Source organism: Methylobacterium sp. 1030 (genome assembly GCF_040544715.1).
In the GTDB taxonomy this organism is placed as follows: domain Bacteria; phylum Pseudomonadota; class Alphaproteobacteria; order Rhizobiales; family Beijerinckiaceae; genus Methylobacterium.
In genome coordinates this window covers 72,667-86,204 of the sequence record NZ_JBEPKM010000005.1, presented here as the reverse complement: position 1 = coordinate 86,204, position 13,538 = coordinate 72,667, and the positions used below count along the sequence as shown (strand labels likewise).

The 13,538-nt window shown below is 71.2% G+C and carries 12 protein-coding genes; 5 read left to right on the top strand and 7 right to left on the bottom strand.

The annotated features are described in order from the left end of the window. Positions 1-223 precede the first annotated feature (223 nt). A complete protein-coding gene (locus ABIC30_RS08430) occupies positions 224-1,072 on the top strand; it encodes a transglutaminase-like domain-containing protein (RefSeq protein WP_234082737.1) in 849 nt (282 codons plus the stop codon). A gap of 34 nt (positions 1,073-1,106) precedes the next feature. On the opposite strand, the gene ABIC30_RS08425 is transcribed toward ABIC30_RS08430, so the two are convergent. Then, positions 1,107-1,874, bottom strand: a complete 768-nt coding sequence (locus tag ABIC30_RS08425; RefSeq protein ID WP_020092170.1) for a Crp/Fnr family transcriptional regulator — start codon at positions 1,872-1,874, stop codon at positions 1,107-1,109. Positions 1,875-2,408: 534 nt separating this feature from the next. Between ABIC30_RS08425 and rpsA the strand changes: the two genes are divergently transcribed. From rpsA to ABIC30_RS08405, 4 genes are all read left to right on the top strand, one after another. After that, positions 2,409-4,121 carry a 30S ribosomal protein S1 gene (gene rpsA / locus ABIC30_RS08420; protein ID WP_010683172.1) on the top strand — a complete coding sequence of 571 codons (1,713 nt, stop codon included), beginning with the start codon at positions 2,409-2,411 and terminating at the stop codon, positions 4,119-4,121. Positions 4,122-4,463: 342 nt separating this feature from the next. After that, complete coding sequence (sppA, locus tag ABIC30_RS08415) at positions 4,464-5,426, top strand: signal peptide peptidase SppA (RefSeq protein ID WP_020092171.1); 963 nt, start codon at positions 4,464-4,466, stop codon at positions 5,424-5,426. 50 nt (positions 5,427-5,476) lie between these two features. Continuing rightward, positions 5,477-5,788 carry an integration host factor subunit beta gene (locus ABIC30_RS08410; protein WP_012319412.1) on the top strand — a complete coding sequence of 104 codons (312 nt, stop codon included), beginning with the start codon at positions 5,477-5,479 and terminating at the stop codon, positions 5,786-5,788. Positions 5,789-5,806: 18 nt separating this feature from the next. Next, positions 5,807-6,175, top strand: a complete 369-nt coding sequence (locus tag ABIC30_RS08405) for a LapA family protein (RefSeq protein WP_026604778.1) — start codon at positions 5,807-5,809, stop codon at positions 6,173-6,175. Between the two features lie 10 nt (positions 6,176-6,185). Here ABIC30_RS08405 and ABIC30_RS08400 read toward each other — a convergent pair whose 3' ends face one another. The 6 genes from ABIC30_RS08400 to ABIC30_RS08375 form a co-directional block, all read right to left on the bottom strand. Next, the gene (locus ABIC30_RS08400; RefSeq protein ID WP_020092173.1) at positions 6,186-6,845 is read right to left on the bottom strand and encodes a phosphoribosylanthranilate isomerase; all 660 of its coding nucleotides are present in this window, start codon (positions 6,843-6,845) and stop codon (positions 6,186-6,188) included. A 113-nt stretch (positions 6,846-6,958) separates the two neighbouring features. After that, positions 6,959-8,065 carry a DUF2125 domain-containing protein gene (locus tag ABIC30_RS08395; protein WP_020092174.1) on the bottom strand — a complete coding sequence of 369 codons (1,107 nt, stop codon included), beginning with the start codon at positions 8,063-8,065 and terminating at the stop codon, positions 6,959-6,961. A gap of 136 nt (positions 8,066-8,201) precedes the next feature. Then, positions 8,202-8,648: a hypothetical protein gene (locus tag ABIC30_RS08390; protein ID WP_012319408.1), complete on the bottom strand. Its 447-nt coding sequence runs from the start codon at positions 8,646-8,648 to the stop codon at positions 8,202-8,204. A 132-nt stretch (positions 8,649-8,780) separates the two neighbouring features. Then, positions 8,781-9,560 carry a lysophospholipid acyltransferase family protein gene (locus tag ABIC30_RS08385; RefSeq protein ID WP_234082738.1) on the bottom strand — a complete coding sequence of 260 codons (780 nt, stop codon included), beginning with the start codon at positions 9,558-9,560 and terminating at the stop codon, positions 8,781-8,783. Between the two features lie 74 nt (positions 9,561-9,634). Continuing rightward, a complete protein-coding gene (locus ABIC30_RS08380) occupies positions 9,635-10,150 on the bottom strand; it encodes a hypothetical protein (RefSeq protein ID WP_354454675.1) in 516 nt (171 codons plus the stop codon). A gap of 109 nt (positions 10,151-10,259) precedes the next feature. Beyond that, positions 10,260-13,457 (bottom strand): efflux RND transporter permease subunit, encoded by a 3,198-nt coding sequence (locus ABIC30_RS08375; RefSeq protein ID WP_020092177.1) that lies wholly within the window; start codon positions 13,455-13,457, stop codon positions 10,260-10,262. Positions 13,458-13,538: the final 81 nt, after the last annotated feature.

Below are 13,538 nucleotides of genomic sequence, written 5' to 3'. Positions count from 1 at the left end.
CAGCCCCGCCCCCGGCCTGCCGCATGGCTCACCGGATGCTGGCCGGCCCAGACGCGGCACGATTGCCGCAGGCGTCACCCTGCCAAATATTCGGGCAGCCCCAACCGTCCTGAACTGACCTCGCCGACGGAACTCGGCCTCCTCTCGCGGCTTATTGGGCCCTGTACTGTAACGACCCGCCTGCCGCTCCGTCGGCCGGCGTCCTTCCTCACGGTCCCCGACGATGCATATCCGCACCGGCTTCTCGATCGCCTTCGACACATTCGGCCCCACGCCGATGAACCTGCTCCTCAACGTGCGCCCGGAGCGGCGGGGCGACCTCCTGACGCCGGAGGTGATCGCCTTCGATCCGCCGGTCGCGGCGTCGCAGCACGTCGACGCCTTCGGCAATGTCTGCACGCGCATCGTCGCGCCGGGCGGCCGGATCACCATGGCGGCCGATTTCACGATCGCCGACAGCGGGCTGCCGGACGATCAGGCCCCCGGCGCCCGGCAGATCGCCGTCCAGGACCTGCCGGACGACGTCGTGCCGTACCTGCTCGGCTCCCGCTACTGCGACACCGACAAGCTGTCGAGCATCGCGTGGTCCCTGTTCGGCGGCACGCCGGAGGGCTGGGCCCGCGTCCAGGCGATCGTCGACTTCGCCCACACCCGCCTGCGCTTCGACTACCAGCAGGCCGACGCGACCCGCACCGCCTTCGACGGCTACACGCAGGGCGTCGGCGTGTGCCGGGACTTCGCGCACCTGGCGATCACCCTGTGCCGGTGCATGAACATCCCGGCGCGCTACGCCACCGGATACCTCGGCGATATCGGCGTGCCGAAGGACCCGGCGCCGATGGACTTCTCCGCGTGGTTCGAGGTCTTCCTCGAAGGGCCCGAGGGGCCGCGCTGGTACACGTTCGACGCCCGCCACAACCGGCCCCGCATCGGCCGCATCGTCATGGCCCGCGGCCGCGACGCCACCGACTGCGCCCTGACGACGAGCTTCGGTGCCGCCCATCTGGTCCGGTTCGACGTCCACACCGACGCGGTGGTCGAGCCGCCGGAGACCTTGGCCCGGGCCGCCTGAGGCGCGCGCCCGCCGCGTCACCCGGCCCCACCCGCTAGATCGCCTCGGCGGTCTCTCGGGCCGGCGCCGGGTTGTTCGCCAGGTGCAGGAACGTCTGGTCGAACTCCGCAACCTCCGTCAGCGCGTCCCAATCCTCGATGGTCAGGATGCCGCCGCTCAGCGTGACGAGCCCGCGTCCACGCAGGGTGCGCAGGACTCGGTTGAGGTGGACGCTGGTCAGGCCGAGCGCGTCGGCGAGTTCGGACTGCTTGGGCACCAGGGGGCAGCTCAGGCCGCGCGCGAGCCCGACCGCCTTCTGCCGCAGGTACAGCTCGCAGAACAGGTGGGCCACGCGGCCCAGCGCCTGCCGCCGCCCGAGGCTGGTGATCCGCTCGCGGTAATGGGCGGCGTCGATGAGGCTGTCGCGCCAAAGCGTGCCGGCGAGCCCCGGATTGCGCAGGAGGACCGCGCGCAGGTCGTCGTGCGCGATCAGTGCCACGACGCAGGACGTCAGGGTGGCGAGGTTGTGATCCATCCGGTGCAGATGGAGGCTCTGCAGATCCGGCAGGTCGCCAGCGATGTAGAACGACAGGATCTGCCGCCCGCCCTCGGCGAGGGCGGCGTAGCGGTAGACCCATCCCTGCAGGACGAGGCAGCTGTGGGTCGGCCGGTCACCGAACCGGACGATGTCGTGGCGGGCCGGCAGGTTCCGGACCGTGTGCGGCAGATCGAGAAGCGCCGCGCGGTCGGACTCGGCGAGCCGCGCGATGCTGTCGAGCTTGCGCGCCAGCATCTCCATCGGGGCGTTGTACCCGTTCGGCATCGGGGGCTCAGGCCCCGGAGCGCGCGGTGCCGCTGCGCCGACGGGGGGCAGACCGAGAGTCGAGATCAGGACAACCCACGCTTCACCCCCCCTTACGCCCCGGATCGCCGACCGGCGCGGACCTCGGTCGAGCGGGGTTACCCCCTCAGCCGGCGGAAGCGCGACCGCAAACGTTCGACGGCGGACAAGTTTGCCGGATCTGCGGCCGGCGGCAAGACCACCGATATCGCCCGGACCCCGCGGACCGTCCTCCGCCCCGCGAGCCTAAAACCCTAATCGGTTGAAGTCGCAAGGCCGATGTTGTAAGGGACGCGCGTCCTCCCGGATCCGCCCTCGCGCGCTCGTCTTCTGGCGCGCCCGCCGGGCCGCCGGACGGACCGCCCTCGTCATCCGTATCGACGCGTCGGCAAACCGGGTCCCGCGGGACCGGTCGCCTCTCCCGAAAGACTCCGGGAAGGCCGCGGCGAACGGGGGCGCCTGCAACGCGAGCCGCCGACGCAACGGGCCTCCGCCGGGGGCCGTTCAGGAGACAGAATGACCGCAGGTACCGCTCTGGGGCGTGGCCCGAGCCGCGAGGATTTCGCAGCCCTCCTCGAGGAGAGCTTCCTCGAACACGAGATCACCGAAGGCTCCGTCGTCAAGGGTCGCGTCGTCGCGATCGAGAAGGACGTGGCCGTCATCGACATCGGCGCCAAGACGGAAGGCCGTGTCGCGCTCAAGGAATTCACCGGTCCCGGCCGCGAGGGCGAGCTGAAGGTCGGCGACGAGGTCGAGGTCTACGTCGACCGGATCGAGAACGCGCTCGGCGAGGCCGTCATCTCGCGCGACAAGGCGCGCCGCGAGGAGAGCTGGGTCAAGCTTGAGAAGTCGTTCGAGAACAACGACCGCGTCACCGGCACGATCTTCAACCAGGTCAAGGGCGGCTACACGGTCGACCTCGACGGCGCCGTGGCGTTCCTGCCGCGCTCGCAGGTCGACATCCGCCCGGTCCGCGACGTCACCCCGCTGCTGGGCACCCCGCAGCCGTTCCAGATCCTCAAGATGGATCGCCGCCGCGGCAACATCGTCGTGTCGCGCCGGACCGTCCTCGAGGAGAGCCGCGCCGAGCAGCGCTCCGAGCTGGTGGCCAACCTCGAGGAAGGTCAGGTCATCGACGGCGTCGTCAAGAACATCACCGAGTACGGCGCGTTCGTCGACCTCGGCGGGATCGACGGCCTGCTGCACGTCACCGACATGGCGTGGCGCCGCGTGAACCACCCGTCCGAGGTGGTCACGATCGGCCAGACCGTGAAGGTCAAGATCATCAAGATCAACCACGAGACGCACCGCATCTCGCTCGGCATCAAGCAGCTGCTCGCCGATCCGTGGGAGGGCATCGCCGCCCGCTACCCGGAGGGCGCCAAGCTCAAGGGCCGCGTGACCAACATCACCGATTACGGCGCCTTCGTGGAGCTGGAGCCGGGGATCGAGGGCCTGATCCACGTCTCCGAGATGAGCTGGACCAAGAAGAACGTCCATCCGGGCAAGATCGTCTCCACCTCCCAGGAGGTCGAGGTTCAGATCCTGGAGGTCGATCCGGTCAAGCGCCGGATCTCGCTGGGCCTCAAGCAGACCCTGCAGAACCCCTGGGAGGCCTTCGCCGAGAAGCACCCGGTCGGTTCCGAGGTCGAGGGCGAGGTCAAGAACAAGACCGAGTTCGGCCTGTTCATCGGCCTCGAGGGCGACGTCGACGGCATGGTCCACCTGTCGGATCTCGACTGGAACCGTCCCGGCGAGCAGGTCATCGAGGAGTTCAAGAAGGGCGACATGGTCCGCGCCCAGGTTCTCGACGTCGACGTCGAGAAGGAGCGGATCTCGCTGGGCGTGAAGCAGCTCGGCGGTGACCCCTTCGCCGAGGCCGGCGAGATCAAGAAGGGTCAGATCGTCACCTGTGAGGTGGTCGAGGTGAAGGATGCCGGCGTCGAGGTGAAGATCGTCGACACCGACATGCAGACCTTCATCCGCCGGGCCGAACTCGCCCGCGACCGCGGCGACCAGCGCCCCGAGCGCTTCGCCACCGGCGAGAAGTTCGACGCCCGCGTCGTCCAGTTCGACCGGAAGGCCCGCCGCGTGCAGGTCTCGATCAAGGCCCTCGAGGTCGCCGAGGAGAAGGAGGCCATGGCCCAGTTCGGCTCTGCCGATTCGGGTGCCTCCCTCGGCGACATCCTCGGCGCCGCCTTCAACAAGAAGCGCTCCGACGACGAGTGAGACACTGGCTCCGCCGCCCGGCCTGTCCGGGCGGCGGAGCCGACGGTTGAGACCCGCGCGGGACCCCGGTCCCGGGCGGGTTTTTCTTTGGGCGCCGGCAATCCAAGGTTGCCAGGAGCGCGCGGCCGGTCCGGTCGTGCCGCCCGACGCGACAGCGACGGGCGGCCCCGTCATTTTCTTCGCGCGCCCCGTATCCAGGCCCGCGGAAAATGCTCTAGAACACCGGCCTCGCTCGGCTCGGGCCGGGCGAGCCGAAGGAAACCAAGGACTTGCCCGGCGCGGGGGTACGCCTCCCGCACCCCGTCGAGGGGCCGGTCGGGGTGCTTTAGGGGAAGCGACAGCATGGCAGCCGATGCCGAACTGCTGATTGACCGGCGGCGCCTGCGCCGCAGGTTGTCCCTCTGGCGCGTGCTCGGCGTCGGCGGCCTCATCGTGGCGGTCGGGGCCCTCGGGTACCGGGTGCGGACGGGCGCGGACGGCGCCTTCGCGGTGCAGCCCCAGATCGCCCGCATCTCCGTCTCGGGCTTCATCGCCGGGAGCGAGGCCACCGCCAAGCTGATGAAGCGGGTCGGCGATTCGGACGCCGTGAAGGGCGTGATCGTCTCGATCAACTCGCCGGGCGGCACGACTACGGGCTCGGAGGAGATCTTCCGCAACCTCCGGGCGCTCGCCGCCAAGAAGCCGATCGTGGCCTTCGTGGACGGCACCGCCGCGTCCGGCGCCTACATCACCGCGATCGCGGCCGATCACATCGTCGCGCGCGAGACCAGCCTGGTCGGCTCGATCGGCGTGCTGTTCCAGTACCCCGACTTCTCGGGTCTGCTGGACAAGGTCGGCGTCAAGGTCGAGTCGGTGAAGTCGTCGCCGCTCAAGGCCGAGCCCTCGGGCTTCACCCCGACCTCGCCGGAGGCGCGCGCCGCGCTGGCCTCCGTGGTGGGCGACACCTACGCGTGGTTCAAGGGCCTCGTCGCGGAGCGCCGCGGCATGGATCCGGCCCAGCTCAGCACCGTCTCGGACGGACGGGTGTTCAGCGGGCGCCAGAGCGTGCCGCTGAAGCTCGTCGACGAGCTCGGCGGCGAGCGGCAGGCGGTGGCGTGGCTGGAGAGCGCCCGCGGCGTCCAGACGAACCTGCCGATCAAGGACTGGAAGCCTGCCTCGGAGAGCCGGTTCTCCCTGTGGTCGGCCGCCGGGATCGGCGCCGACCTCCTCGGCCTGGAAGGCCTGGCGGCGCGGCTGCGATCCGTCGGCGCCGAGGCCGAGGCCGCCCGAGGCGGGATGCTCGCCCTCTGGCGCCCGGAACCCTGAACGACCGCCGCCGCGCAGCCCGCCCCGATCCCGCGAGAAGATCCCACGCCATGATCAAGTCGGAGCTCGTCCTCAAGATCGCCGAGCAGAACCCGCATCTCTACCAGCGCGACGTGGAGATCCTGGTCAACGCGATCCTCGACACCATTTCCGACGCGCTGGCCCGCGGCGACCGGGTCGAGCTGCGCGGCTTCGGCGCTTTCTCGGTCAAGCGCCGGGAGGCGCGCCGGGGACGCAACCCGCGCACGGGTGCCGCCGTTGCCGTGTCCGAGAAGGCGATCCCCGTGTTCAAGACCGGCAAGGAGATGCGCCAGCGCCTGAACGCCGCCGGGATCGGCGAGAATGCCTCGGCCGCCGAGTAGGAAGGACCTGTGAGCGCGATGATCCGTTTCCTGAAGAGCCTCGTGCTGCTGCCGATCGCCGCCCTGGTGATCCTCCTGGCGGTGGCCAATCGCGCGCCGGTGCGGCTCTCCTTCGATCCGTTCAACGTGGACGCGCCGGTCTTCAGCGTCGATCTCCCGCTCTACGCGATCCTGTTCGGCGCGGTGGCCCTGGGCATCGTGGTGGGCGGCATCTTCACGTGGCTCGGCCAGGGCAAGACCCGCGCGCGGGCGCGCTATCACCGCCGCGAGGCCGTCCGGCACGAGCGCGAGGCGACCCGCCTGCGGGCCTACGCGCCGGAGACCGAGACCTCGGGCGTCTACACGGTCCCGAATACCGGCCGGACGGCCCTGCCGGCCCCGCGCTGAGGCGGCCCCCTCAGCGCCGGCCGCGCGCGGCCGCCACGAAGGCCGCGATCTTCGCCGGATCCTTCACCCCGGGCGCCGTCTCGACACCCGACGAGACGTCGACGGCGCCGATCCCCGTGCGGGCGAGGGCGTCGGCCACGTTTCCGGCATCCAGTCCGCCCGACAGCATGGTCCCGGGCGGGAGCGCGGCGCCGCGCAGGATCTCCCAATCGAAGCGCCGGCCGTTGCCGCCCGGCAGGGCGGCGTCCGGCGGCGCCTTGGCGTCCAGCAGGATCCGGTCGGCGACCGCCGCGTAGGCCGGCAGGGCCGCGAGATCCGCCGACGTCGCGATGCCGAGCGCCTTCATCACCGGCCGCCCGGTCCGGGCACGGATCGCCGCGACGCGCTCCGGGCTCTCCCGGCCGTGGAGCTGGACGAGATCCGGATCCACCGCCTCGACGGACGCGGCGAGAAGCGCGTCGTCCGGATCGACGAGCAGGATGACCCGCTCGGCCCGGCCGCGGGCCAGAGCGGACAGCGCGGCGGCCCCCGCCAGCGCCACGTGCCGGGGACTGCGGGGGAAGTGCACGAGGCCGATCCAGTCCGCCCCGGCCTCCAGAGCGGCGGTCAGGGTCGCTTCGGTGCTGAGCCCGCAGATCTTCACGCGGGTCGGGGGCGGGGAGGAGGCCATCGGCCTCCTATAGCCGATCCCGCACCGACGAGCAGGCCCGCGGCGCGCCGAGCGGTCATACCGGTCGCGCCCGCACCGCCCACCCGGCAGTGCCGGCCGGCAGGGCCGCTCGCCTAGTACAGGGCCGGCACGTAGACGTTCGGGATCGGGAAGCCGCTGAAGACGAGCTTGCCGTCGACGAGCCGCAGCGGCGGGAGCGCCTTCAGCGGCGTCCCGTCGGCCGGCGCGTCGGGGCCGGGGCGCTGGGCCAGCCCCAGGAGCCCGCCGACCAGCTGGCCCACCAGCGCGCCCCGGTCCGAGCCGAAGCGCTGGCCGACGATGCTGCCGACCAGCGCGTCGACGCCGGCCGCCCGCAGGTCGATCTGCCCGGCGGGCCGGTGGGCGGCGTCGAGGGCGAGGCTGCCCTTCGCCTGGACGCGCTGCGGGCCCTTGGCGAGCGACAGGGCCGTCAGGTCCAGGGCACCGCCGGCCTGACGCCAGCGCTCCAGCTCGCGCGCCACCGTCCCGGTGCGCAGCACGGTCGCCTGCGTCAGGGTCGCGTCCAGGGCGAGGTCGGCCGGATCCTGCGTTCCGGTTACCGCGTCGAGCTGCGGAACCGCCGCCTGGTTCAGGCGCAGGCTGACATCCACGGCGCCGTCGGAGTCGAAGCGGCCCGGGCTCGGCCGGGCATGCAGCTCGAGGTGCCGCCCCGAGACCGCGATCGGGCCGGGCTCGGCGCCCGTCACGGTGATGTCGGGCTTGTCGACGACCAGGGACGCGCGGCTGAAGCCCCCCGCGGCGCCGTGGAAGCTGCCCTGGAGCGCGGTCCAGGACGCGTCGCCGGTCAGCGGGCCCTGCTCGACGTGGAAGGGGCCCGCGCTCTCGAAGACGACCAGGCGGGGCTGGTAGATCTGCGCCACCGCTGTGCTCGGGCCGAGCCGGAAGCGCCCGTCGGCGCGCTCGAGGGTCACGGCGCTGCAGCGCAGTTCCAGGCGGAACGGGTAGCCGCCGAGGGATCGGTCCGCGCAGGTCCAGGTGCGTCCGGCGGTCGCCTCGCGGGCGATCCAGCCGTCGATCTCGCTGGCCGCGCGCTCCCGCATCCACAGCCAGCCGGCCGACCAGCCCACGACCACGAGTGCGAGCAGGATGTAGGGCAGGAACAGCCCCCGCCGGGATCGCCGCGCGCCCCGTACCGGAGCTGTCTCAGCGGCACCCTCCGGCCGCGTCCGATCCTGCACCATGCGTTCCGCTCCCCGACCCGTCCCCGCGGGGACATCGTGACCCCGGCTTGTGGCCACGCAAGGGGCGAAACTGGGGCAGCACCGCCACGGGTCGACCGCCGCGGACGCGATCCGTCCGCGCGCGGCGCGTTCCCGGTCAGACCTGCGCCGGCTCGACGGTGTCGACCTGCAGATCCTCGACGATCGCCGTCCGCTCGGCCTCGTTCTCGGCGAGGCGGTGGACGTGCATCTCGGTGGCGCCCCGGCGGCGGACACGGTCGAGCCAGGTCCGGCGCAGGTGGTCGCGCGGGCTCTCGCTGGAACTCGCCACCGAGACCATCTCGGCGATGCCGGCGTTGTCCCGGCGGACGGCGATCACCACGGCCTGCGCCATCTCGTCGAGGTCGAAGCCGCCGGCCGGGTGGACACCGACCACGTAGCGCCGGCCGGAGCGGCCGCGCCAGGCCGAGAGCGGGAGCGCGGGGGAGCCGCGCAGACCCGCGGTCGTCTTGAGGCGTTCTTCACGCACATCCTGCCTCCGGGTGCGATCGTCCTTCAGGTCGCGGAGCGCGGCCGACCAGGACAGGGCTCTTCTGTTCGCCATTTGTTCTAACCTAACGCGCGATATCCACAGGCGTCAAGGGCGACGTTCCTAGAGCGAGATGTGGCGACGATGCCCGTTATCCACAAGCCGCCGGGCGCCGGTCCGACGCGGAAAACCGCGCTCGCGAACGGCTCAGCGTCGGGCGTCTGCGGCGGCCGGCGCCTCGTCGGCCGGCACGGCGTGCCCCTCGGCTGCGAGGCCCTGGAGGCCGCCCTCGACGAGGGCGTTCGAGGCCGTCTCGAGCCGCTCCTGGGCCAGCGCCTGGAACTCCTGGCGGGGCAGGCCCGGCGGGATGGGCGGCAGGAACTCGATCACCGCCCGGCCCGGCCGGCGCACGAGGCTGTTGCGCGACCAGAACAGGCCGGTGTTCAGCGCCACGGGCAGGCAAGGCACGTTCAGGGCGGTGTAGAGGTGCGAGAGCCCCTGCTTGTAGGCGGGCGGCGCCCCGACCGGACGCCGGGTGCCCTCGGGGAAGATGATGAGCTGGCGGCCGTCCCGGATCGCCGCGCCGGCGGCGGCGTTCATCAGGCTCATGGCCCGGCTGCCCTTCGACCGGTCGATCGCCACCATGCCGCTGCGCGACAGGTACCAGCCGATCAGCGGGATAAGCAGCAGCTCCTTCTTCAGGATGTAGGCGAAGTTCGGCAGCACCGTGCAGAGGGCCAGCGTCTCCAGGGCCGACTGGTGCTTGGCGGCCACCAGCAGGGGGCCGGCCGGGATGTTCTCCAGCCCGCGGAACTCGACCCGCGTTCCCGCGACGACCCGCAGGAGCCACAGGGTGATCCGCCCCCAGGCGCGGGCGAGCCGCAGCACCGACCGGCCGGAGACCAGCATGGGCAGGCCGGCGAAGGCCAGGACCGTCGTGACGGCGTAGAAGCAGATGTTGAAGGCGAGAGAGCGGAGGGTGAGCATCGGGAACCGTGTCGTGGCGGCTCCCCTGTAGCGCGCCCGCGTGTCCGCGGCCAAGGGCGACGTGCCGGGCGGCGTCAGGTCCCCTCGGGGCGATGCCCGTCCCGGACGAGCCCCGCGCCGCGCCCGGCGACCAGCCAGTAGACCAGGCCGGCGCTGGCACCGACCGCGAACAGGATCAGCGTCAGGCGCGCCTCGCCCGCGAGGAGGGCGGCGTCGCGGGCGCCGCCGGACCGGAGCGCGCCGCGCGTCAGCCAGGGGAGGGCGGCGGTGAGCAGCCCGCAGCCGGCGCCGTACCACAGCAGGCCGCGGCGCCCGAGGATCTCACCGCCGAAGCCGATCACGGCCGGGGGTACGAACAGCAGCGCGAACAGCGCCTTGGCGAGGCCGGCGAGGAGCAGGGCGAGCCCCTCCGGCGGCAGCCAGGCCGAGAGGTCCGGCAGGGCCATGTCGAGTCCGGCGAGCGCCCCGCCGGACAGCCAGGCCTGCGCGGCCGGGTCGACGAGCAGCGCCAGGACCAGGACCGCGAGACCCGTGGGGACAGCGAGCAGGAGGGCGAAGGCCCCTAGAATCAGGCGACCGAGGGCGTGCATGCCGCGAGCCTCTACACCGGGTGCCCCCGCCCGTCGCGCGGAAGCCGCGCCCGATCCTCGCGGATCCGGCGCGGCTTCCATCGTTCCGCGGCCCGGGGGGCGTATGCCGTCAGCCGTGGGCCGGGGCCGCGCCGCCGGGATCGCCGTGCGTGTGCTTCTTCCGGAACCGGCCCAGCCAGATCGAGAAGTGGCGGATCACCACGTAGAAGACCGGGGTCAGGAACAGGCCGAAGAAGGTCGCGCCGATCATCCCGAAGAACACCGCGGTGCCGAGCGCCTGGCGCATCTCGGCGCCGGGGCCGGTCGCCACGACCAGCGGAAGGGTGCCGAGGATGAACGCGAAGGCGGTCATCAGGATCGGGCGCAGGCGGAGACGGCAGGCCTCGACCGCCGCCTCGACCGGGCCGCGATGCTCCCGCTGCTCGATGTCGTGCGCGAACTCGACGATCAGGATCGCGTTCTTCGCCGCGAGGCCGATGAGCACGATCAGGCCGATCTGGGTCAGGATGTTGTTGTCTTGCCCCCGGAACTGCACGCCCGCGAGCGCGGCGAGCACGCCGGTCGGCACCACCAGCAGGATCGCGAGCGGCAGCGCCCAGGATTCGTACTGCGCGGCGAGCACGAGGAAGACCAGCAGCACGCCGAGGGCGAAGACCGCGCCGGCCGTGCCGCTCGCCGCCTTCTGCTGGTAGGCGATCTCGGTCCAGTCGTACGAGTAGCCGTCGGGCAGCGCCTTCTTGGCGATCTCCTCCATGGCGGTGAGCGCCTGTCCGGTGGAGACGCCGGGCTTGGCCACGCCCTGCACCGGGACCGAGTAGTACAGGTTGAACCGCTGCACGATCTGCGGACCGGTCACGTCCCGCACCGAAGCGAGGGTGCCCATCGGCACCAGGGCGCCGGTGGAGGAGCGCACCTTGATCTGCGAGATGTCCTGCACCGACGTGCGGAACGCCGCGTCGCCCTGCAAGCGCACCTGGTAGATGCGGCCCAGGGTGTTGAAATCGTTGACGTAGGTGCCGCCGAGATCCGCCTGGACCGACGAGAACACGTTGGCCAGCGGCACGTTCAGCATCCGCGCGATGGTGCGGTCGATGTCGAGGAAGAGCTGCGGCGTCGAGTTGTCGAAAGTCGTGAACACGCGCTGCACGTCCGCGCTCTGGTTCGCCTGGGCGATCACCTCGCCGGCGGCGGCCATGAGCGGGCCGATATCCGAGGATTGGCGGCTCTCGATCTGCATCTTGAAGCCGCCGCCGTTGCCGAGACCGCGGACGGGCGGGGGCGGGATGACGATGACCCGCGCCTCTTGGATGTCCGAGGTGGCCTTCAGCACGTCGCCGGTGATGACGGCCGCGCTCCGACCCACTTCCGCGCGCTCCTTCGCCCCCTTGAGGGTCAGGAACATCACGCCGGCATTGGTCGTGTTGGTGAAGGTCGCGCCGTCGAAGCCCGCGATGATCACCGCGTTGGCCACGCCGTCGACCGTCCGGGCCTGCTTGGCGGCGCGCAGGCACACCTCCGTGGTGCGGTCGAGGGAGGAGCCGGACGGGAGCTGGACGACGCCGATCAGGTAGCCCTGGTCCTGGTCCGGGATGAAGCCCGTGGGGGTCGTCTGCGCGAGGTGGAGCGTGCCAGCGATCACCGCGGCGTAGACCAGCAGCATCACGCCCAAGCCCACGATCCCGCCGGTGAGCACCCGGATCGTTCGGCCGTAGGCGTTCGACGTGGCGTCGAAGCCGCGGTTGAAGCCGTTCGCCAGCCAGTTCACGAACCGGGTCAGGAAGAACTTCGGCTCCTTGCGGGCGTGGTGGGGCACCAGCAGCAGCTTGCAGAGCGCCGGCGACAGGGTCAGCGAGTTGAAGGCCGAGATCAGGGTCGAGGCCGCGATGGTGAGCGCGAACTGCTTGTAGAACTGGCCCGAGATGCCCGGGATGAACGCCGTCGGCACGAACACCGCGGCGAGCACCAGCGCGATGGCGATGACCGCGCCGCCGACCTCGTCCATGGTCTTGTGGGCGGCGTCGCCCGGCGACAGGCCCTCGGCCATGTTGCGCTCGACGTTCTCCACCACCACGATCGCGTCGTCGACCACGATGCCGATCGCGAGCACCAGCCCGAACAGGGTCAGGTTGTTCAGCGAGAAGCCGAAGGCGGCCATCGCCGCGAAGGTGCCGATCAGCGAGACCGGGATCGCGATGACCGGGATCAGGGCGGTCCGCCAGCTCTGGAGGAACACCAGGACCACGATGACCACGAGGCCGACCGCCTCGAACAGGGTCTTGTAGACCTCGTGGATCGATTCCTCGATGAACTCCGTCGGGTTGTAGGCGATGCGGTACTCGACGTCCGGCGGGAAGTTCTTCTTGACCTCCTCCATCACCTTCTTGACCGACGCCGCCGCGTCGAGCGCGTTGGTGCCCGGCCGCTGGAAGGCGCCGATGCCGACCGCGGGCGTGTCGTTGAGGAACGAGTTGGTCGTGTAGTCCTTCTGGCCCATCTCGACGCGGGCGATGTCCTTGACCCGGACGAGGCGCCCGTCCTGCGCCTTGATGATCACCTCGGCGAACTGCTCGGGCGTCTTGAACCGCGCCTGCGACTGCACGACGAGCTGGAACGCCTCGCCCTTGGCGGCCGGCGGACCGTTCAGCTGGCCGGCGGCCACCTGCACGTTCTGCTCCTGCAGGGCCGTCGTGACGTCGGTGACCGAGAGGCCGTAGGCGGCGAGCTTGTTCGGGTCGACCCAGACGCGCTCGGCGTACTCGTTACCGCCGAAGATGGTGATGTCGCCGACGCCGTCGAGGCGCAGCAGCTCGTCGCGGATGTTCAGGTAGATGTAGTTGGCGAGGTAATTCTGGTCATAGGTCTTGTTCGGCGAGAGCAGGTGCACGACCAGCATCAGGTCGGGCGAGGCCTTGCGGACCGTGACGCCGAGGTTGCGCACGTCCGGCGGCAGGCGCGGCTGCGCCACCGAGAGCCGGTTCTGCACCAGCACGTTCGCGATATCGAGGTTGGTGCCGACCTTGAAGGTCACGGTCAGCAGCATGTTGCCGTCGTTGGTCGACAACGACGTCATGTAGAGCATGTTGTCGACGCCGTTGACCTCCTGCTCGATCGGCGTCGCGATCGTGGCGGCCACGGTCTCGGCGTTGGCGCCCGGGTAGGAGGCGCGCACCGTCACGGTCGGCGGCACGATCTCGGGGTACTGCGAGACCGGCAGGCTCTCGTAGGCCACGAAGCCGAGGATCAGGAACACGATCGACGTGACGGACGCGAAGATCGGTCTGTCGACGAAGAAATGGGCGAAACGCATCGGTCAAACCTCTGAGGCCCGCCGGTCTCCCGGACGGGGCCCTGCGTCGTCGGTGCGGGGCGCGCCGCGCGGCGCGCACGA